An 18,820-nucleotide genomic window follows, 5' to 3' on the forward strand; every position below is an offset into this window, starting at 1 on the left:
GGATACCGTCATGAAACGCACCGCCTCTGCCTCGACACTCGCGCTTGTCGCAGCAACTGCCGCCAATGCCGGCGGTATGGCACCCGCGGTGCAGATGACCCCCGCCCCGATCGTGCAGGAAACCAAGGCGTCGTCCTCGTCGGCTGCCATCATCATCCCGCTGATCCTCGCGGCAATGATTGTCCTGGCATCGCGCTCGGGCGGCGAGACGCCGCTGCTGGGCAGCGATGAGCGCCTCAAGACCGACATCCGGCGGATCGGTACCGCGCATAACGGGTTGCCGCTTTACCGCTTCCGCTACATTGGCCGGACAACCGAGTATGAAGGCGTGATGGCGCAGGATGTCCTGAAAGTTCGTCCCGATGCCGTTGCAAAACGGTTCGGCTTTTACGCGGTCAATTATGCCAAGCTCGGCCTCGAAATGAAGACGATCCACTAATCAACTGTTACAATTTGAAAAAGGAAGACCGACCATGAAACGTTTCGCTGCCGCCTCTGCGCTGCTGCTTGCCGCCACCTCCGCCAGTGCTGGCGGCATGGCCCCCGCCATTGAAATGGCCCCTGCCCCGATCGTGCAGGAAACCAAGGCGTCGTCCTCGTCGGCCGCCATCATCATCCCGCTGATCCTGATCACGTTCCTCCTGATCGCCAGCGGATCAAGCGACCCGATCAAAACGCCCGGCTGAGGCACAATCGCGCACAGGTGCCCGAAAGAAACAAGAAGGGCGCGCCCGCTGGGGCGCGCCCTTCTTCATTCATTTGGCGACCGTGGTGATCAGTGCGCCGTCGCCGGCGCAACATCTTCCGAACCGGCGGCCAGACGCTTGTCCGCAGCGGCCTCCTCGGCCTCGAAATCCCACTCGATCGGCACAGGCTGGCGCACCAGCGCGTGCTGCAGCACCTCCGAGACGTGTTTGACGGGGATGATCTGCAACCCCTCCTTCACGTTATCGGGGATCTCCGGCAGGTCCTTTTCGTTCTCGGCCGGGATCAGCACCGTCTTGATTCCCGCGCGCAGCGCGGCCAGCAACTTTTCCTTCAGCCCGCCGATCGGCATCGCGTTGCCGCGCAAACTGACCTCGCCAGTCATGGCGATGTCCTTACGCACCGGGATCTGCGTCAGAACCGAGACGATGGAGGTCACCATCGCAAGGCCGGCGCTTGGACCGTCCTTGGGCGTGGCGCCGTCAGGCACGTGGACGTGGATGTCGACCCGGTCAAAGACCGTGGGCTTCACCCCCAGTTGCGGACTGACCGAGCGGACGTAGGAACTGGCCGCGTCGATCGATTCCTTCATCACGTCGCCCAGCTTGCCGGTGGTCTTCATCCGGCCCTTGCCGGGCAGTCGCAACGCCTCGATCGGCAGGATCTCGCCCCCGACTTGCGTCCAGGCCAGCCCGGTCACGACACCGATCTGATCTTCGGTTTCGGCCAGACCATAACGGAACCGCTTCACACCAAGGAAATCGCCTAGATTCTCGGGCGTTACTTCAACCTTGACGACATCCTTGCGCACGATCTTCGTCACCGCCTTGCGGGCGATCTTGGCCAGCTCGCGCTCAAGGTTCCGCACCCCGGCTTCGCGGGTATAGGTGCGGATCATCTCGGTCAGCGCGGCGTCGGACACGGCAAATTCCTTTGCCTTCAGCCCGTGGTTCTTCATCACCTTGGGCAGCAGGTGCTGCTTGGCGATCTCGCGCTTTTCATCCTCGGTGTAGCCGGCAAGGCTGATGATCTCCATCCGGTCCAGCAGCGGCCCCGGCATGTTGTAGGAGTTCGCCGTAGTGATGAACATCACGTTGGACAGGTCGTATTCCACCTCGAGGTAGTGATCCACGAAGGTTGCGTTCTGTTCGGGATCAAGCACCTCCAGCATCGCACTGGCCGGGTCGCCGCGGAAATCCTGCCCCATCTTGTCGATTTCATCGAGCAGGATCAGCGGGTTGGTGGTTTTCGCCTTCTTCAGCGCCTGGATGATCTTGCCGGGCATCGAGCCGATATAGGTGCGGCGGTGGCCGCGGATCTCGGATTCATCGCGCACGCCGCCAAGACTGATGCGGATGAACTCGCGCCCCGTGGCACGTGCCACCGACTTGCCCAGCGATGTCTTGCCGACGCCGGGCGGGCCGACGAGGCACATGATCGGCCCCTTCAGCTTGGCCGAACGCTGTTGCACGGCAAGATACTCGACGATCCGCTCCTTGACCTTCTCAAGGCCGTAATGGTCGTTGTCGAGCACCTTTTGCGCGGCGAAAAGATCCTTCTTGGTGCGCGACTTCACACCCCACGGCAGGCCCAGCATCCAGTCGAGGTAATTGCGCACGACGGTCGCCTCGGCGCTCATCGGGCTCATCGACTTGAGCTTTTTCAATTCGGCTTCCGCCTTTTCGCGGGCCTCCTTGCTCAGCTTCACTTCGGAGATGCGCTTTTCAAGTTCGGCAATCTCGTTGCTGCCATCCTCGCCGTCGCCCAGCTCCTTCTGGATCGCCTTCATCTGTTCGTTGAGGTAATACTCGCGCTGCGTCCGCTCCATCTGCGATTTCACGCGGGTCTTGATCTTCTTTTCGACCTGCAGAACGCTCATCTCGCCCTGCATCTGGCCATAGACCTTCTCCAGCCGCTCGGCGACCGACAGTGTCTCAAGCAGGTCCTGCTTTTGCTTGACGTCGATCCCAAGGTGACCGGCCACAAGATCGGCCAGCTTGGCGGGATCGGTCGCCTCGCCGACGGCGGCCAGCGCTTCTTCGGGGATGTTCTTGCGGATCTTGGCGTAACGCTCGAACTCCTGCGCGACCGAACGGGTCAGCGCCAGCACTTCTTCGGTGTCGCCCGCGATCTCGTCCAGTTCTTCCGCACGCGCCTCAAAGAAGGCGTCGTTGGGCAGAAATTCAGTGATACGCACGCGCGCCTGGCCCTCGACCAGCACCTTCACGGTGCCGTCGGGCAGTTTCAGCAGTTGCAGCACATTGGCCAGCACGCCGGCCTTGTAGATCCCGCTGGTTTCGGGGTCATCCTCGCCGGGATCAATCTGGCTCGACAGCAGGATCTGCTTGTCGTCCTGCATCACTTCCTCAAGCGCGCGAACCGATTTCTCGCGCCCGACAAAAAGCGGCACGATCATATGCGGGAAGACCACGATGTCGCGCAACGGCAGGACCGGGTACGACGGGCTGAGAGGCTCTGACATGCTCTTATCCTTGTTCTTGGCAAGACGCCCGCTGGTCCCGCTCATCGGCAACCCTTGTGGCATCTCCTGTTCAGGCTGCTAGAAATGGTGCCGCTTTGGCGCGGTTTCAAGCTGCCCCCTCGCGCAACAGTCTGACCGGGCCGCGCGTCGCCGGCAAGGGCCAGCATGCCTGAAATTGTCAGGCAGGGGCCGCAGGCTGGCCCCTCCCTCGCCCGAGACCGGCCATATTTGGCCCCTAGACCGGTCCTGTTACGCCCGTTCGGTCATTGCCGTGTCGTCCGGGCTCACACCGATGTGTCAGAATGACAGGAGGCCGCGGATGCGCGACCCACTGAACCGTCACCGGCGCCGGATTGCGCTGGCCACTTTGGGGGGCGCAAACATTGTCGTGCTTGGTGGCGCCCCGTTCTGGGCCGTTCCGGGCGGCGCGATTGCGGGCCTTGTCTTGGCCGTGACCTTGGCGCGCCACAGGCCCGACCTTGGCTGGCTGACCGATGCACCGGCCTTGGGCTGTGTTTGCGCGGCCTTCCTGCCCGCCCCGACGGCCGTGGCGCTGCCGCTGGCGCTTGGGATGACCGGGCTGTGGGCCGCGGTGCTTGATCGGGGCTGGTCCGACAGGCTGCCATGGCGATTGATCCGCCGCAGTCAGGCAACCGCGACACTGCTGATGCCGGCCTCGGCGGCATGGGCGGCGCTGGTGCCCGGCGCAGGCCACCCGGACGACTACTGGACCGGACGGCTGCACGACTACAATCGCGACCCGGACGACCCCGAGACGTTCTATCTGACCTTCAGCGACGGGCGCGAAGCGGTGCTGAGCTTTATCGAAGCAATTGCGCCGCATGGCTGCCGCTATCAGGTCGAAACGATGGGCCCCGAGGGTGTGCGAACGCGGATGGTGCAGCTGTCGCTGACATCCCTCGGCCCCGACCGCTGCCGTGCAGTCAGCCGCATCGAAGACCGGGAGATGGCCCTTGGCCTTGCCCTGCGCGACTGGATCGAGGATCGCGACGATCACGGGCTGAGTGCCTTGCCACATCTGCCCGCCCCGCAAGGCGCACGCCGTGCCGGCCTTTTGCCATTGCGCAGAGCCGCGCGATGATCCCTTTCAACCGCTGGCTGAACCCTTCGCGGCTGTCGGGTCTGACGCTGGTGGCGCTGGGCAGCGGCACGCTGCACCGGGCCCAGCCCGGCACGCCCGAGGGCGCGATGGTGGGCGGTGCGATCTTGCTGGTGCTATTGGGTTTCGGGCTGTTCGTGCTGCAACGCTGGCGCATCATGCTGATGCTGCTGCCACTGGCGCCCTTCGCGCTTCAGGGCCAGATGACACCCCCCGCGCTGCCGCCCCGGCACGATCTGGTCGCGCTGCAACCGCCGCCAGACGCGCTGCGCCCGGTCGCCCGGCCCGTCCCCCACGGCGGCGGCTAGCCGTTACAACGGATCAATATCCCCCTCGGCCCGCTGGGCATGGAACGCCGCCTCGAAGGCGGCGAACCGCCCGGCGGCGATCGCGTCGCGCATCCCCTGCATCAGTTCCTGATAGTAGTGCAGGTTATGCCAAGTCAGCAGCATCGACGAGATGATCTCGCCCGCGCGGAAGACGTGGTGCAGGTAGGCGCGGCTGTAGTTGCGGCAGGCCGGGCAGGTGCAGGCCTCGTCCAAGGGCCGCGGATCGTCCTGGTGGCGCGCGTTCTTGATGTTGACCACGCCGTGCCGTGTAAAGGCCTGCCCGGTCCGGCCCGAGCGCGAGGGCAGCACGCAATCCATCATATCGATGCCACGCGCCACGGCACCGACGATGTCGTCGGGCTTGCCCACGCCCATCAGGTAGCGCGGCTTGTCCGCAGGCAGCATCCCCGGCGCATAATCCAGCACGCCGAACATCGCCTCCTGCCCCTCGCCCACCGCAAGGCCGCCCACGGCGTAGCCTTCAAAGCCAATTGCCTTCAGCGCCTCGGCACTTTCGCCGCGCAACTCCTGCGTCACGCCGCCCTGCTGGATGCCGAAAAGGGCATGCCCCGGCCGGTCGCCGAAGGCATCGCGGCTGCGCTGCGCCCAGCGCATCGACAGGCGCATGCTTTCGGCCACGCGGGCCTCGTCGGCGGGCAGCGCGGGGCATTCGTCGAAGCACATCACGATGTCGCTGCCCAGCAGCCGCTGGATTTCCATCGAGCGTTCCGGCGTCAGTTCATGCCGCGCCCCGTCGATATGGCTGCGGAAGGTCACGCCCTCTTCGGTCAGCTTGCGCAACTCCGCCAGGCTCATCACCTGGAAGCCACCCGAATCGGTCAGGATCGGACGGTCCCAGTTCATGAAGTTGTGAAGGCCGCCCAGCCGCGCCACCCGCTCGGCCCCCGGCCGCAACATCAGGTGATAGGTATTGCCCAACAGGATGTCGGCCCCGGTGGCGCGGACGCTTTCTGGCAGCATCGCCTTGACGGTGCCGGCGGTGCCGACGGGCATGAAGGCCGGCGTCCGGATATCGCCACGCGTGGTGTGAATGACACCGGTCCGCGCCGTGCCGTCGGTTGCTGTCAGATCGAATGAAAAGCCGGTCATGCGCGTCCCCTTGCAAGGCCCGCCCTCTACCGCGGTTCAGGCGTCCTTGCCAAGCGCACCCTCGCCCCACTCCAGCCAAGCGCGCGCCGCCGGGTCGGGCAGGAGCACTGCGAACCTTTCGCGATAGCGCGCCAGTGCCTCATCGGTGACTTGCCCCCGCCACTTGCCCGCGCCGCCCGAATCGAAGAACGCCGCGTCGCTGGCCCACAGCCCCGTGCCGCCCTCCGGGGCAAACTCGGTCGCCTTGGCGCGCATCGCGGCAATGTCGGTCGCGGCGGCGATCCTGTCGATCACTGCCTCGCTTACCTGAAGCCCGACGCCCGCAGCCAAATTGCGCAGCGCCGCGTGGTGATCCGCGACCATGTCGGCGTAATGCAACTTTACCAATCCCGGCACCCGCCCCGACAGCGCCGTCTGGGCATAGTGGCACACCACGGTCGCCAGCGTGTCACGGTCGAAGTTGTCAGGCTCGGCCGGCCCCGTCAGGAACGCATCGAGCGAGGCCGCGACGGGCAGGCGCATCGGGTGATCTTCGGGTTGCTTCATGTTGACCGCGTGTTTTCGCAGCGAGAAGAAGACATCCAGCGGATGGCGATAGATCGCCACCACCGTCACCCCCTCCCAGACCGGAAAACCATCGGCCGGCGTGTGGGTCTTGACCACGCGGCGGCCGGTCTGCGCGGCCAGACGGCGCGTCACCTCCGCCGCCTCGCCCAGCGCGGAATCGACCCAAGGCGACAGCGCGCCCACCTTGTCGGGCAGATCGGGACCACCATGCAGCAACATTGCCAGCATCGTCTGGGTCCAGGTCGTGCCGGATTTCGGCGGTGTGCAGACGAGAATGTCGCCGGCCCGCGGTGTCCACGTCGCCCATCGTTCGGGTGTAGTCAGCCCGCCGCGATAGGTCCGCATCGCCGGGGCAGTCACCCGAACCTGCCGTTCCGTCATCTGCCGCACTCCCGTTCCGCTGCCGTCTTGCCTGCTTGCCGGCAGGATGGCGCAACACGCTGCCCTTTACCTGCCCGCCCCATTCCCTATATGTTCACTCAGGAATGTTCCGGAGCCGCGCATGACCTCGACTGATACCAATTTTTCGCCCGCAGCCCAGCCCGAAGGCACCCCGCTGATCGCGCCCTCGTCGACCGATCACCCGCTTTATGATGCCGTGGTCGGGGCTTGCCGCACCGTCTATGACCCCGAGATCCCGGTCAATATCTATGATCTGGGCCTTGTCTACACCATCGCCATCGACGACGAAAACGCGGTCAACATCACCATGACGCTGACCGCGCCCGGCTGTCCCGTGGCCGGCGAGATGCCCGGATGGGTCGCCGACGCAGTGGAACCGCTGCCCGGCGTGAAACAGGTTGATGTCCATATGACCTTCGAGCCGCAATGGGGCATGGACATGATGTCGGACGAGGCGCGGCTGGAACTGGGGTTCATGTGATGTTCGGCATTCCCGGAAAACAGGCCGTCAGCATGACCCCGCGCGCGGCAACCCAGATCGCCCGGCTGATGGCGCGCGACGGTCACAAGGGACTGCGCATCGGCGTCAAGAAGGGCGGCTGCGCTGGCATGGAATATACCATGGACTATGCCGCCGAGATCGACCCGTTGGACGAGGTCATCGAGCAGGACGGCGCGCGGGTGATGATCGCACCGATGGCGCAGATGTTCCTTTTCGGCACCGAGATCGACTACGAAACATCGCTGCTGGAATCGGGGTTCAAGTTCAAGAACCCGAACGTCGTCGAGGCCTGCGGCTGCGGCGAATCGATCAAGTTCGACGAAAAGCTGACCGCCAAGGGGTAGGCCGCCCTTTTCCGACGCCGTCCAGCCCGCTAGGACAGGGACAGCCAACAGGGAGAAGGCCATGACACGTCCGCGCAAGCTTGCCGCCGGTAACTGGAAAATGAACGGCACCGCCAAGGCCGCTCTGGCCGAGGTCGCCGCTCTCAGCGCCGCCCATCCCGACCCGAAGGTCGACCTGCTGATCTGTCCCCCCGCCACCTTGATCGCGCAGATGAACTGGGCCAAGAAAACCCATCCTCTGGCCCTTGGCGGCCAGGATTGCCACGCCAAGACCCACGGCGCCCATACCGGTGACATTGCCGCTGCCATGCTGGCAGATGCCGGGGCAACTTATGTCATCCTCGGCCATTCCGAGCGCCGCGCCGACCACCACGAGACGGATGCCGATGTCCGCGCCAAGGCCATCGCCGCCGAAGCGGCCGGACTGATCTCGGTCATCTGCATCGGCGAGACGCTGACCGAGCGTGAGGCGGGCACGACGCTCACGGTCGTCGGCACCCAGCTAGACCGTTCGGTGCCTGACATCGCAACGCCTGAGAACTGCGTCATCGCCTATGAACCGGTCTGGGCCATCGGCACCGGCAAGGTGCCCACCACCGCCCAGATCGCCGAGGTGCACGGTTTCATCCGCGAAAGGCTGACAGCCCGCTTCGGCGCCGCGGCCGAGGGATTTCGCATCCTGTACGGCGGCTCGGTCAAAGGCACGAACGCGGCCGAGATCTTTGCCGTGGACGATGTCGATGGTGCGCTCGTCGGCGGCGCGAGCCTGACGACGGCCGATTTCTCGCCGATCATCACCGCGCTCGAAAACGCCTGACCCTTCTTCTGGCCCGAAATACTCCGGGGGGTGCCGGGGGGCTGGCCCCCCGGCCCTACTTCACCAGCACTTCCGGCCCCATCACCAGCGTCGGCAGCCACGTCGACAGCAACGGCACGTAGGTGACCAGGATCAGGAAGACGAAGAGCACGGCCAGGAACGGCGCCGCCGCGCGGACAACCGCCATGATCGGCATGCCCGCAACGCCGGAGGTCACGAACAGGTTCAGCCCCACCGGCGGCGTGATCATCCCGATCTCCATGTTCACCACCATGATGATGCCCAGATGGATCGGATCGATCCCGAGGCTGACGGCAATCGGAAAGACCAGCGGCGCCACGATCACGATCAGGCCCGAGGGCTCCATGAACTGTCCGCCGATCAGCAGGATCACGTTGACCACGACAAGGAACATCACCGGACCAAGGCCCGCGGCCAGCATGCTTTCGGCCACCTTTTGCGGCACCTGCTGATCGGTCAGAACCTGTTTAAGGATCAGCGCGTTGGCGATGATGAACATCAGCGTCATCGTCAACTTGGCCGCGTCGAAAAGGGTGCGCCGGGTATCCTCGTGCCAGAGCACGCCCAGCATCCGCGGCAGACCGGCAAAGACCGCGCCGCCGCCCTCGGTCAAAGCGGGGCCAAGACCTGTGCCAGCCCGCGCCAGCAGCATCGCAGGCTTGGAAAACAGGCCAAGGATGACGTAGGCGAACCCGAACGACACCACCAATGCCAGCACCGCGCCGATCAGCCGCGCGCCAAAACCACTTGCGATGGCAAAACTCAGAAGCGAGCCCTGCGCAAACGGAAAGGCCTGCGGCAGGACCAGCGCGGCAAGTGCCACCAGACCGGCGCCGCCCACCCTTGCGGTCTGCGCCTGTCCGGCCCCGGCGATACCGTAAAAGGCAAGGCCCAGCACCGCCGCCATGCCGATGGCAGGCAGGCCGACGCCGGTCAGAAACCCCAGCGCCGGTCCGGATGACCCCAGGATCGCCCAGATCCCAAGCGCCGTCAGCACCACGACCACGGCAACGCCCACCATCCGCAGGCCCAGAAGCGCCCGGTCCGCCGCGGCACCCGGCAACAACGGCCGGCCCTTCAGTGGCCCCATGTCGCGATAGACGAAGTTCGCCACGATGAAGGCATAGACGGCAGAAACCGCTGCCGCCTCGGTTGGCGTGAAAATGCCCCCCGTCACGCCGGGAATACCATAGATGCCCACCATGATGATCACGATCAGCATCAGCCCCCAGAATGCGTCGCGCCCGGCCGAATAAACCTCGCCCCAGCCCTTCCACTCGCCCTTTGGCATCCGGCGCAGGCGCGCGAAGACGTAGATCGCCACCATCAACATCAGGCCGGCCACGATCCCCGGCACCACGCCAGCCAGAAACATCCGCCCGACCGACACGTCGGTGGCGCTGGCATAAACGACCATGACGATCGACGGCGGGATCAGGATACCCAGCGTGCCCGCGTTGCAGATGACACCGGCGGCGAAATCGCGCGAATAGCCCGCCTGCCGCATCGCCGCGATCACGATCGAGCCGATGGCGACCACCGTCGCGGGCGAAGACCCCGACAGGGCCGCGAACATCATGCAGGCCAGCACGCCTGCGATAGCCAGCCCGCCCTGCAGGTGGCCCACGCAGGCGATGGCAAAGCGGATGATCCGTTTCGCCACCCCGCCCGTCGACATGAACGACGAGGCAAGGATGAAGAACGGGATTGCCAGCAGCGTGTAATGCCCCGCCATCGCCTGATAGAGCGACTGCGCCACCGTGCCGAGCGAGGTATTGGAAAAGGCCAGCAGGAAAATGATGGACGACAGGCCAAGGCTGACCGCGATCGGCACACCGATCATCAGCAGTGCGACGATCATCACGAAAAGCAGGACGACATCCATCTCAGGACTCCCGGTTCATGGCGGCCACTTCCTCGACCGCGTCTTCGGCCTCGTGGCTGACGATAAGGCTGTCTTGCCGCCCGAGGATCAGCCGAAGGCTGACCTGCGCGATCCGAAACAGCAGCAGCGCCGCACCGATCGGCAGGATCATGTAGGGGATCGTGCGGGGCATCTTGTCATAGGCCTCGCCGTAATTGATCCAGTCGGCCAGAAAACTCAGGAAGCCCGGCATCGGGATCTGGTCGGTCTCGAAATACGAGGTCGATCGCGCGGTCCAGTCGATGCCGGTGGGCAGCCAGCGCCCCTTGGTCGGCGGCAGGTCGGCAAAGGGGGCCCAGTAATCCCACGCGCCCTTGAAAATCAGCAGGGCATAGGCAAGGCAGACCAGTGCTGCCAACACGCCAAGAAACCTTGCCCAGCGGCGCGGGACGATATTGATGACAGCATCAACACCAAGATGCGCCGTCACCTTGAAGCCGTAGGAAATGCCGAACAGCACCAGCCACGAAAACAGCACCAGAACCACTTCGAGGCTCCAGATCAGGCTGGTGTTGAAGACGTAGCGACGCACGACGTTGACGAAGGTCAAAAGCGTCATCAGGCCAAGTATGACGGCTATGGCGTTCTCTTCGAACTTGTCGACCACACGACCAAGGCCCGTTTGCGGTTCCCATTTGCCGGCCATCTGCCCGCCCCCCCGTTTTGTCAGGCAGGTGCGGCCCGGTAGCGCCGTGCCACCGGGCCGCACCCCATGCTTGCGCGCAGCGCCAGCTTACATGCTGTCGTTGATCTTCTGCGCGGCGTCGATGTTGTCCTGGCCAACCTGATCGGCGAACTTGGCCCAGACGGGCTTCATCGCATCGACCCAGGCCTGACGCTGTTCGGGCGTCAGTTCGCGGATCACGCCGCCGGCGTCGACGATCAGTTGCTTGGCTTCCTCGTTCACGCGGGTCGATTCAGCGTTCCGCGTCACGGTGACTTCATGCAGGATCTGCAGGAACTGATCGCGGACCTCGGGCTGAAGGCTGTTGAGGAAGTCCACCGACGAGATCACCAGGTAGTCGATGATGCCGTGGTTGGTTTCGGTGATGCCGTCCTGCACTTCGTAAAACTTCTGGCCGTAGATGTTGGACCATGTGTTCTCCTGCCCGTCGACAACGCCGGTCTGCAGCGCGCCGTAGACTTCAGAGAACGACATCGCCTGCGGGATCGCGCCCAGCGCCTCGAACTGCGCGACAAGCACGTCGGACGGCTGCACGCGGAACTTCAGGCCATTGGCGTCAGACGGGCTGATCAGCGGCTTGTTGGCCGAGATTTCCTTCATCCCGTTATGCCAGAATTCCAGACCCTGGATGCCGCGGCGCTGCATCGCGTTCTTCATGTTCTGGCCGGCCTCGGAGGCCTGGAAGGCGTCGACGGCATCGATGTTCTTGAACATGAAGGGCAGGTCGAACAGGCGGTAGGCCTTGGTGATCGACTCGAAGAGCGACAGCGAAGGCGCGGCCAGTTGCACGTCGCCGCGCAGCATCGCCTCGATCACCTGCTCGTCGGTGTAAAGCGTCGAGTTGGGATAGACCTCCATGCACATCACGCCGTCCATCTCGGCGTTGACGCGGGTCTTCAGCAGCTCGGCAGCGATGCCCTTGGGGTGCTTGTCAGTGTTGGTGACATGGCTGAACTTGACGACGATCTCGCCGGGATCGCATTTCGTCGGATCGGCCTGGGCCACACCGGCAGCCATTACCACGGCAGCCGCAGCGGCCAGCGCAAAATTGAATTTCATCGGGGTCTCCTCCCTCAAGACTTTATCGGGTCCACCGCAAGCGGCGCACGACGACCAGTTGTCGAACTGCCTGACTTTGCGGCAAGCACAAAGTCGGTCATCCCGATTGAGGGGGTTTTTCCAATTAGTTTCTGATAGTTGACGACATGCCGCAGAAATAGTCACCATGCGGCAGCGCAGCAACGAGCGGATTTTCACACAGCCGTTTCCGCTAACAGTGCGGGAATCCACACACCGCACTCACGACTCCGTCATCGGTGCGGCACCGCGCGCTGCCGTCAACCGGGCGATCAGCGGTGCGACGCGTGCGGCCCGCTCTTCGGCGCCGGCAGGCGGCTTGAACTCGGCCAGCACCCGCTGCCAGATCGCGGTCGCCCGAGTCTCGGCGGTCTGGGCGCCTGCCTGTATCCAGTTGCCATGATTTGACAGGTCAGCCACCAGCGGCGCGTAGAAGGCCTTGTCGAAACGCTCCATCGTGTGCGGGCTGGCAAAGAAATGGCCACCCGGCGGCACCCCCGCGATGGCCTCGTAGGCGCGCGCGGCCTCATCCTCCTCGGGACGGGTGCAAAGCTCTGCCACTGTCTGCAATGCCTCCAGATCGGTGATCATCTTTTCAAAGCCGAAGGTCAGCCCACCTTCCAGCCAGCCGGCGGCGTGGATCACCAGCGTGGCACCGCCCATCACGGCCCCCCATAGACCCATGATATTTTCATGCGCGCCCTGCGCATCGGCGGCATTCGATGCCGATCCCGCGGCCGAACGCCACGGCAGACCGATATGGCGTGCCAACTGGCCCGCGCCCAGCTGCATCTTCATGTGCTCGGGCGTGCCGAAGGCGGGACTGCCCGATTTCATGTCCACGTTCGAGGAAAAGCCGCCATAACTGACAGGCGCACCGGGGCGGGCCATCTGCGCCAGCGTGATACCGGCCAGCGCCTCGGCATGCTGCAGCACCAACGCGCCCGCCACCGTCACCGGCGCCATCGCGCCGGCAAGGCAGAACGGCGTGATGATGGTCATCTGCCCCTCGCGCGCGAAATCGAGGATGCCTTGCGCCATCGGCCCATCCAGCCTGCGCGGCGAGTTCGAATTGATCACGGTCGACACCCAGAACCCGTCGGTCCAGTCCGTATCCGACAGGTCCAATGCCTCGCGGATCACGTCGAAGCATTGCCGCAATTGCGCGCGTCCGCGGGCATAGACCGTCAGCGGCTTGTCACCCAGTTCCAGCTGCGCCTGCAGGGTGACGAGGTGGCGCAGGTGCAAGGGCACGTCCTGCGGTTCCGGCGCGACGGGCATCTTGTGCAGCACGTCAAAGCTTTGCACCAGCTTGACCGCGTCACGGAAGGTCTCTTCCGAGCCGGGATGACGGCCACGCTCATGATCGAAGACATTGGGACAGCCGCCCGCGGCCGTGAAGATCAAAGAGCCGGGCGCATAATCGACCTCGCGCGCGGGATTTGGCGCGCGCATCCGCATGGCCCCCGGTGCTGTGCGCAGCGCCTCGGCGACGATATCGCGCCCGATGAAAACCATGTCTTCGTCCACCCGCGCGCCGGCACGTGCCAGAACCTCGCGCGCCTCGGGCAGAAGGATCGACAGTCCGAGGTTTTCCAGCACGTCGAGCGCGCTGGAATGCAATGCTGCCACGGCGTCGGCCGAAAAAACCTCCTGCGGGCGGAACGGATTGGCAAGGCGCCGGTAATCGGCCTGCCGTGCGGTTGGCGCCGACTGGCGCGCGGCGCGTCCGCGGCGGACGGGAGCATCGGTCATGGTGTGCGGTAGCTTTCTGGCTTGATGTTGTGGCGGGCAAGCTTGTCGTAGAAGGTCTTGCGCGGCAACTTCAGCGCCAGCGCCGTTTCTCCTGCGCGCCCACCGTGGCGCCTGAGTGCCCCGATCAGCAACGAGCGTTCGACCCGCGCCATCTGTTCGGCCAACCCCAGCCCCTCGGATTGGTCAGCCTCGCCCAGACCCAGAGCAAAGCGCATCGCGGCATTCATCAGCGCCCGGGCATTGCCGGGCCAGTCCTGCGCCATCAGCCGAGCGATAACCTCGGGGCCAATCTCTGGCTCGGCGATGTTGGCCTGTTCGCAGGCCTGGGCAACGTAGTGGCGGAAGAGAACCGGAATATCCTCGGTCCGCTCGCGCAAAGACGGAATGCGCACCCGCATCAGGTCCAGCCGATAGAAGAGTTCGGCAGAGAACCTCCCGGCCGCGACCTCTGCGTCGATGTTCTGCGTGCTGCCGGCCAGAACCCGCACGGCCATGCCGCTTTCCAGCCGGTCCAGCAGGGCGAACTGCACCGCTGCGGGCAGCGTGCCGACCTCGTCGATGTAAAGCGTGCCGTCCTTGACATCTGCAAGCGCGGCCTCCAGCGCCTCGGGGGTCAGGCCGGCAGCCGCACGTTTCACGAAGGGGCGGCGTGCTGCGGCCGACAGCAGGTGGATGACTTCGGCCACCTTGGGCGTGCCCGACCCCGCTTCGCCAAGGATCAGCACCTCGGCCCCTGCGCGGGCCACCGCACGAACCTGGTCGCGCAGGCTGGCCGCCAGCCGCGACTGGCCGAAAAGCATCCGCGCTGCCGCATCGCCGGTTTCCACCTCCTGCCGCAGGCGGCGGTTTTCCAGCACCAGCGCGCGGGCCTTGAGTGCCTTTTCTACCACCGCAACCAGATCGGAGGGTGCGCAGGGCTTTTCGAGGAAACCATGCGCGCCCGCCCCCATCGCCCGCACGGCCATCGGGATGTCACCTTCGCCGGTCAGCAGAATGACGGGCAGATCGGGGTCGATCTCGCGGACATGGTCGAGCAGAAAGAAACCGTCGCGCCCGGGCATACGGATATCGCTCAGCACGACGCCATCGAAACGTGCATCGATCAGGTCCTTGGCCTCGATGAAGGACCCCGCCAGCACCGGGTCGAGATCGGCGAGTTCCAGCGTCTGGCCCAGCGCCTCGCGCACCTCGCGGTCATCATCGACAAGCAGCACACGCCGGGTCATCGCGCGACCCGGACGCGGCGGGGGCGAGGGCGCGCGGACCTGAAGGCCCGCGCCGCGCAGCGGCGGACGCGCCGCAGGGCGGCGCGAGGGGGGCTGTCTGCCCCCCCGGCCCCGTGCCGGGGCCTCCCCCCCGAGGATACTTGCAAGGCAAAGGCGCGGGCGGTCGGGGTCATGCGGCTTTCCTCTCGGGGGCGGCGTCAAGCTCGACCGTGAAGATCGCCCCGCCGCCCGGCGCATTGCGACCGCGGATCGCACCGCCGAAGCTTTGCACAAGGCCATAGGAGATCGACAGGCCCAGCCCCATGCCCTCGGCGGCGCCGACCTCCTTGGTGGTATAGAACGGGTCAAAGATCTTCTCGGGTTCGGCGATACCCGGACCGGTATCGCGCACCGACAATTCAACGCGGGGGCCGGACTGGGCGATGGCGATGCTGACCTCACGCCGCGTGGCGCCTTCCATCGCGTCGATCGCGTTGGAAACGAGATTCAGCACGACCTGCCCCAGCCGCACCTCGCCACCACGTACCATCACTGGCGCGTCGGGCGGCGTCCAGTGGACGGTCACCTGCGACTGACGCGCCTTGGAGGCGGCCATCTCGACAGCGGCCTCCACCGCCGCGACAAGATCGACATCCGACAGCGGTTCGCTTTCCTGCCGGGCGAAGGCGCGCAGGTTGCGGATAATCCGCCCCATCCGCCGCGCCAGTTCTGAGATGCGGGCAAGGTTGCCCGCCGCCGCATCGGCCCGGCCACGGGCCAGAAACGCCTCGGCATTTTCGGCAAAGGACCGGATCGCCATCAGCGGCTGGTTCAACTCGTGGCTGATGCCTGCCGACATCTGGCCCAGCGCCGAAAGCTTGCCCGCCTGCACCAGATCGGCCTGTGCCTTGGTCAGCGCCGCTTGCGCAGCGGTCCGTTCGGCAACCTCGCGGCGCAGATCGGCATTGGCGCGGCTGAGCGCGGCGGTGCGATCTGCGACGTGGCGTTCAAGTTGGGCATTGGCCTGCGCCAGCGTGCGCCGCCGTGCCAACGCAAGAAAGAGGGCGGCGCCGAAGACAAGACAAAGCGCCGCCGTCAACGCGGCCTGAAGCTGCGCAAGGCGCTGCGCAGGCGCGACGTCAATCAGCGCCTCGGCCGTCATCCCGATGACCGGCAGATCGCGCGTCAGGTGCAGCGCACGGGTCGGCAGGTAGGGCCCACCCGCGACATCCCAGATTTCGTGCCCCGCCACCACCGCATCGCGATGGGCGACGAACGGGGTCAGCCGGTCGGGGGGCACTTCGCGCAGCGCCTCGGCCAGTGCGGGGCCCGCCGCACGGCTGCGGTAAAGCAGTTCCGACCGATTCGACAGGAACACCACCCCCGCGGCGTCGGTGAAGAAGATCGCCGGACGATCACCGCGCGACACTGCCTCGACCCCCTCGGCATCGACAGACACCACGACGGCACCCGAAACGGGCCCAGCCTCTGAAAAGACGGGCGCGGCAAAGCGGAAGGTCCGGCGACCATAGCCTGCATCAAAGCCGTGCCCCACCCCCAGCGCGCCGTCCATTGCCCGGCGAACTTCGGGAGCGTCGGCAAGACTGCCGGCGACAGGGCCGCGCGCGGCGGCCAGCGGCGTGCCATCTGCTGCCACCAATACGATGTCGAGCGAGCCCGTCATGTCCGCCACCCTGACCAGAAGGTCGCTTGCCGCGCCCCTGTCGGTCCCACCCTCGACCAGCGGGCGCAGCGCCGGGTGATCGGCCATCAGCACCGCCAGTTCGCGGTAGCGCTGCAATTCACTGGTCAACCGGTCCGAGGCCAGAGCAAGGTCGGAATCGCCCCGCCGTACCAATTGCTCCAACGCCGCGACATAGCCAAAGCGCCCCACGCCGCCGGCTAGCAGCGCCACGAAGGCGAGATAGCCGAAGATGGCCAGGGCCGGATGGGCAAGCACGCGTCTCATGGCGGCAATCTAGCAAGGCACGGCTTGCAAATACCAGCGCCCAGACGGCATGGTCGCGGCCATGCTGACGCTCTCTCAATCACCGACCGATCCGGCCTTCGTGCAAGACCCCTATCCGTTCTACGACCGGGCCCGTGCCGGCGGTGACCTGTTCTTCTGGGACGATTACGGCATGCCTTGCGCCACGTCGCACCGAGCCGTCAGCGCGCTCTTGCGGGACCGTCGGCTGGGGCGGGAGGCGCCGCCGGACATCGTGCCCGCGATCCCGCCGCACCTCGCCCCGTTTTATGCGGTCGAGGCGCATTCGATGCTGGAACTGGAACCGCCCCGCCATACCCGGCTGCGCGCGCTGGTGCTGCGCGCCTTCACCTCGCGCCGAATCGTGGCACTTGGCCCCGAGATTACCCGGCTAGCCCATGATCTGATTGACCGTTTCCCGCAAGGCGGCCCGTTCGACCTGCTCGATGCCTTCGCCCGGCCGCTGCCGGTCATCATCATCTGCCGCCTTCTGGGCGTGCCGGAGGACCGCGCTGACGACCTACTGGCATGGTCGAATGCGATGGTCGGGATGTATCAGGCCCGTCGCACCCGCGCCGAGGAAGAGGCCGCCGTCGCCGCGACGCAAGCCTTCACCGCCTTCATCACCGGCTACATCGCCGAGAAGCGTCGCGCGCCGGGCGACGACCTGATCACCCAGCTTATCGCCGCCGAAGAGGCCGGCGAAAAGCTGACCACCGACGAGTTGATCACCACCTGCATCCTGCTGTTGAACGCGGGCCACGAGGCCACAGTGCACACGCTGGGTAACGGGGTGGCGACCTTGCTGCGCGAGGGGTTCACCGCCATCGACGAGGCGGTCGTCGAAGAGGTGATCCGCCACGACCCGCCGCTGCACATGTTCACCCGCTGGGTCTACGAGGATGTCACGCTCTTCGGCCATGACTTCAAGCGTGGCGACCAGGTTGCCTGCCTGCTCGCCGCCGCCAACCGCGACCCGGCCGCCTACCCCGATCCTGCTCGCTTCGACCCGGCGCGCAAGGGCCCGCAGAACACCAGCTTCGGTGGCGGTATCCATTTCTGCGTGGGCGCCCCGCTCGCCCGGCTGGAAATCACGCTGGCCCTGCAGGCGCTCTTCGCCCGCTGCCCCGACCTGCAACTGGCCGAGGCGCCACGCTATGCCAATGTCTACCATTTCCATGGCCTCGAGCGCCTGATGGTCACGCGCTAAGCCCTTTCTTCTGGCCGGAAATACTCTCGGGGGGTCGCGGGGGGCAGACAGCCCCCCGCGCGCTAAAGCGGCAGCGCCAGCGTCGACTTGATTTCTTCCATCGACAAAAGCGCCGTGACGTTGTGCACCCGCACCTCCGAGATCAGCGCCTGATAGAAGGCATCATAGGCGCGGGCGTTCTTCACCCGCACCTTCAGGATGTAATCGATATCGCCCGCCAACCGGTGCGCCTCCTGCACCTCGGGGCGATCCTGCAGCGCCTGAAGGAAACGGCGCTGCCATTCCGGCTCGTGTTCGGAGGTGCGGATCAACACGAAAAAACAGGCCTCGAACCCCAGCGCCTCGGCGTCCAGCCGCACCACCTGCGGCCCGATCACCCCGGCCGTGCGCAACTTGCGAATCCGGTTCCAGACCGGCGTCTTGGACGAGCCCACGGCAGCCGCGATCTCGTCCAGAGAGCGGGCTGCATCCTGCTGAAGCTCGGACAGGATTTTCCGATCCATCTCGTCGATACGGACAGCCATTCGTGGATCCTTTCAAAACCGGAATAGGCGTTCCGGCTTCGCGCCAAGCTAGAA

At 65.5% G+C, this 18,820-nt stretch carries 18 protein-coding genes; 8 read left to right on the forward strand and 10 right to left on the reverse strand.

Features of this window, described 5'->3' with window-relative positions; translation table 11 throughout:
* The first annotated feature begins 10 nt into the window (after nt 1–10).
* Both GC146_RS14585 and GC146_RS14590 read left to right on the forward strand, forming a co-directional pair.
* A complete protein-coding gene (locus GC146_RS14585; RefSeq protein WP_291840177.1) occupies nt 11–439 on the forward strand; it encodes a tail fiber domain-containing protein in 429 nt (142 codons plus the stop codon).
* A gap of 34 nt (nt 440–473) precedes the next feature.
* The gene (locus GC146_RS14590; protein ID WP_291840180.1) at nt 474–686 is read left to right on the forward strand and encodes a hypothetical protein; all 213 of its coding nucleotides are present in this window, start codon (nt 474–476) and stop codon (nt 684–686) included.
* Between the two features lie 89 nt (nt 687–775).
* Here GC146_RS14590 and lon read toward each other — a convergent pair whose 3' ends face one another.
* A complete protein-coding gene (gene lon / locus GC146_RS14595; protein WP_291840756.1) occupies nt 776–3,187 on the reverse strand; it encodes an endopeptidase La in 2,412 nt (803 codons plus the stop codon).
* A gap of 319 nt (nt 3,188–3,506) precedes the next feature.
* Here lon and GC146_RS14600 point away from each other — a divergent pair, with 319 nt between their 5' ends.
* Both GC146_RS14600 and GC146_RS14605 read left to right on the forward strand, forming a co-directional pair.
* Entirely contained in the window at nt 3,507–4,289 is a 783-nt protein-coding gene (locus GC146_RS14600; RefSeq protein WP_291840183.1) for a hypothetical protein, read from the forward strand.
* Entirely contained in the window at nt 4,286–4,615 is a 330-nt protein-coding gene (locus tag GC146_RS14605) for a hypothetical protein (RefSeq protein WP_291840186.1), read from the forward strand. The genes GC146_RS14600 and GC146_RS14605 overlap by 4 nt, the downstream gene beginning before the upstream one ends.
* A gap of 3 nt (nt 4,616–4,618) precedes the next feature.
* On the opposite strand, the gene tgt is transcribed toward GC146_RS14605, so the two are convergent.
* Together tgt and GC146_RS14615 are read right to left on the reverse strand one after the other, a co-directional pair.
* A complete protein-coding gene (gene tgt, locus GC146_RS14610) occupies nt 4,619–5,746 on the reverse strand; it encodes a tRNA guanosine(34) transglycosylase Tgt (RefSeq protein WP_291840189.1) in 1,128 nt (375 codons plus the stop codon).
* A 36-nt stretch (nt 5,747–5,782) separates the two neighbouring features.
* The gene (locus GC146_RS14615) at nt 5,783–6,694 is read right to left on the reverse strand and encodes a sulfotransferase domain-containing protein (protein ID WP_291840192.1); all 912 of its coding nucleotides are present in this window, start codon (nt 6,692–6,694) and stop codon (nt 5,783–5,785) included.
* Nucleotides 6,695–6,815: 121 nt separating this feature from the next.
* Here GC146_RS14615 and GC146_RS14620 point away from each other — a divergent pair, with 121 nt between their 5' ends.
* From GC146_RS14620 to tpiA, 3 genes are all read left to right on the forward strand, one after another.
* The gene (locus GC146_RS14620; protein ID WP_291840194.1) at nt 6,816–7,196 is read left to right on the forward strand and encodes an SUF system Fe-S cluster assembly protein; all 381 of its coding nucleotides are present in this window, start codon (nt 6,816–6,818) and stop codon (nt 7,194–7,196) included.
* The gene (locus GC146_RS14625) at nt 7,196–7,561 is read left to right on the forward strand and encodes an iron-sulfur cluster assembly accessory protein (RefSeq protein ID WP_291840197.1); all 366 of its coding nucleotides are present in this window, start codon (nt 7,196–7,198) and stop codon (nt 7,559–7,561) included. The genes GC146_RS14620 and GC146_RS14625 overlap by 1 nt, the downstream gene beginning before the upstream one ends.
* 61 nt (nt 7,562–7,622) lie before the next feature.
* A complete protein-coding gene (tpiA, locus tag GC146_RS14630) occupies nt 7,623–8,378 on the forward strand; it encodes a triose-phosphate isomerase (protein ID WP_291840200.1) in 756 nt (251 codons plus the stop codon).
* A gap of 55 nt (nt 8,379–8,433) precedes the next feature.
* Here tpiA and GC146_RS14635 read toward each other — a convergent pair whose 3' ends face one another.
* The 6 genes from GC146_RS14635 to GC146_RS14660 form a co-directional block, all read right to left on the reverse strand.
* Nucleotides 8,434–10,284, reverse strand: coding sequence for a TRAP transporter large permease (locus GC146_RS14635; RefSeq protein ID WP_291840203.1), 1,851 nt, complete (start codon nt 10,282–10,284; stop codon nt 8,434–8,436).
* 1 nt (nt 10,285) lies between these two features.
* The gene (locus GC146_RS14640; protein WP_291840206.1) at nt 10,286–10,969 is read right to left on the reverse strand and encodes a TRAP transporter small permease; all 684 of its coding nucleotides are present in this window, start codon (nt 10,967–10,969) and stop codon (nt 10,286–10,288) included.
* Nucleotides 10,970–11,056: 87 nt separating this feature from the next.
* The gene (locus tag GC146_RS14645; RefSeq protein WP_291840209.1) at nt 11,057–12,067 is read right to left on the reverse strand and encodes a DctP family TRAP transporter solute-binding subunit; all 1,011 of its coding nucleotides are present in this window, start codon (nt 12,065–12,067) and stop codon (nt 11,057–11,059) included.
* 240 nt (nt 12,068–12,307) lie between these two features.
* On the reverse strand, nt 12,308–13,840 hold the full coding sequence (locus GC146_RS14650) for a trimethylamine methyltransferase family protein (protein WP_291840212.1): 1,533 nt from the start codon (nt 13,838–13,840) through the stop codon (nt 12,308–12,310).
* Complete coding sequence (locus tag GC146_RS14655; RefSeq protein ID WP_291840214.1) at nt 13,837–15,066, reverse strand: sigma-54 dependent transcriptional regulator; 1,230 nt, start codon at nt 15,064–15,066, stop codon at nt 13,837–13,839. Before GC146_RS14655 ends, GC146_RS14650 begins: the two co-directional genes overlap by 4 nt.
* 169 nt (nt 15,067–15,235) lie before the next feature.
* Entirely contained in the window at nt 15,236–17,014 is a 1,779-nt protein-coding gene (locus tag GC146_RS14660) for an ATP-binding protein (protein WP_291840217.1), read from the reverse strand.
* 61 nt (nt 17,015–17,075) lie between these two features.
* Between GC146_RS14660 and GC146_RS14665 the strand changes: the two genes are divergently transcribed.
* A complete protein-coding gene (locus tag GC146_RS14665) occupies nt 17,076–18,242 on the forward strand; it encodes a cytochrome P450 (protein ID WP_291840219.1) in 1,167 nt (388 codons plus the stop codon).
* 62 nt (nt 18,243–18,304) lie between these two features.
* On the opposite strand, the gene GC146_RS14670 is transcribed toward GC146_RS14665, so the two are convergent.
* The gene (locus GC146_RS14670; RefSeq protein ID WP_291840222.1) at nt 18,305–18,766 is read right to left on the reverse strand and encodes an Lrp/AsnC family transcriptional regulator; all 462 of its coding nucleotides are present in this window, start codon (nt 18,764–18,766) and stop codon (nt 18,305–18,307) included.
* Between the last annotated feature and the right edge of the window lie 54 nt (nt 18,767–18,820).

Source organism: Limimaricola sp. (genome assembly GCF_016125575.1).
Lineage (GTDB): Bacteria > Pseudomonadota > Alphaproteobacteria > Rhodobacterales > Rhodobacteraceae > WGLM01.

What these genes read in the sequence shown, in the direction of transcription:
- GC146_RS14585 (WP_291840177.1), top strand. Translation starts at nt 11, where the DNA reads ATGAAACGCACCGCCTCTGCCTCGACACTCGCGCTTGTCGCAGCAACT.
- GC146_RS14590 (WP_291840180.1), top strand. Translation starts at nt 474, where the DNA reads ATGAAACGTTTCGCTGCCGCCTCTGCGCTGCTGCTTGCCGCCACCTCC.
- lon (WP_291840756.1), bottom strand. Translation starts at nt 3,187, where the DNA reads ATGTCAGAGCCTCTCAGCCCGTCGTACCCGGTCCTGCCGTTGCGCGAC.
- GC146_RS14600 (WP_291840183.1), top strand. Translation starts at nt 3,507, where the DNA reads ATGCGCGACCCACTGAACCGTCACCGGCGCCGGATTGCGCTGGCCACT.
- GC146_RS14605 (WP_291840186.1), top strand. Translation starts at nt 4,286, where the DNA reads ATGATCCCTTTCAACCGCTGGCTGAACCCTTCGCGGCTGTCGGGTCTG.
- tgt (WP_291840189.1), bottom strand. Translation starts at nt 5,746, where the DNA reads ATGACCGGCTTTTCATTCGATCTGACAGCAACCGACGGCACGGCGCGG.
- GC146_RS14615 (WP_291840192.1), bottom strand. Translation starts at nt 6,694, where the DNA reads ATGACGGAACGGCAGGTTCGGGTGACTGCCCCGGCGATGCGGACCTAT.
- GC146_RS14620 (WP_291840194.1), top strand. Translation starts at nt 6,816, where the DNA reads ATGACCTCGACTGATACCAATTTTTCGCCCGCAGCCCAGCCCGAAGGC.
- GC146_RS14625 (WP_291840197.1), top strand. Translation starts at nt 7,196, where the DNA reads ATGTTCGGCATTCCCGGAAAACAGGCCGTCAGCATGACCCCGCGCGCG.
- tpiA (WP_291840200.1), top strand. Translation starts at nt 7,623, where the DNA reads ATGACACGTCCGCGCAAGCTTGCCGCCGGTAACTGGAAAATGAACGGC.
- GC146_RS14635 (WP_291840203.1), bottom strand. Translation starts at nt 10,284, where the DNA reads ATGGATGTCGTCCTGCTTTTCGTGATGATCGTCGCACTGCTGATGATC.
- GC146_RS14640 (WP_291840206.1), bottom strand. Translation starts at nt 10,969, where the DNA reads ATGGCCGGCAAATGGGAACCGCAAACGGGCCTTGGTCGTGTGGTCGAC.
- GC146_RS14645 (WP_291840209.1), bottom strand. Translation starts at nt 12,067, where the DNA reads ATGAAATTCAATTTTGCGCTGGCCGCTGCGGCTGCCGTGGTAATGGCT.
- GC146_RS14650 (WP_291840212.1), bottom strand. Translation starts at nt 13,840, where the DNA reads ATGACCGATGCTCCCGTCCGCCGCGGACGCGCCGCGCGCCAGTCGGCG.
- GC146_RS14655 (WP_291840214.1), bottom strand. Translation starts at nt 15,066, where the DNA reads ATGACCCGGCGTGTGCTGCTTGTCGATGATGACCGCGAGGTGCGCGAG.
- GC146_RS14660 (WP_291840217.1), bottom strand. Translation starts at nt 17,014, where the DNA reads ATGAGACGCGTGCTTGCCCATCCGGCCCTGGCCATCTTCGGCTATCTC.
- GC146_RS14665 (WP_291840219.1), top strand. Translation starts at nt 17,076, where the DNA reads ATGCTGACGCTCTCTCAATCACCGACCGATCCGGCCTTCGTGCAAGAC.
- GC146_RS14670 (WP_291840222.1), bottom strand. Translation starts at nt 18,766, where the DNA reads ATGGCTGTCCGTATCGACGAGATGGATCGGAAAATCCTGTCCGAGCTT.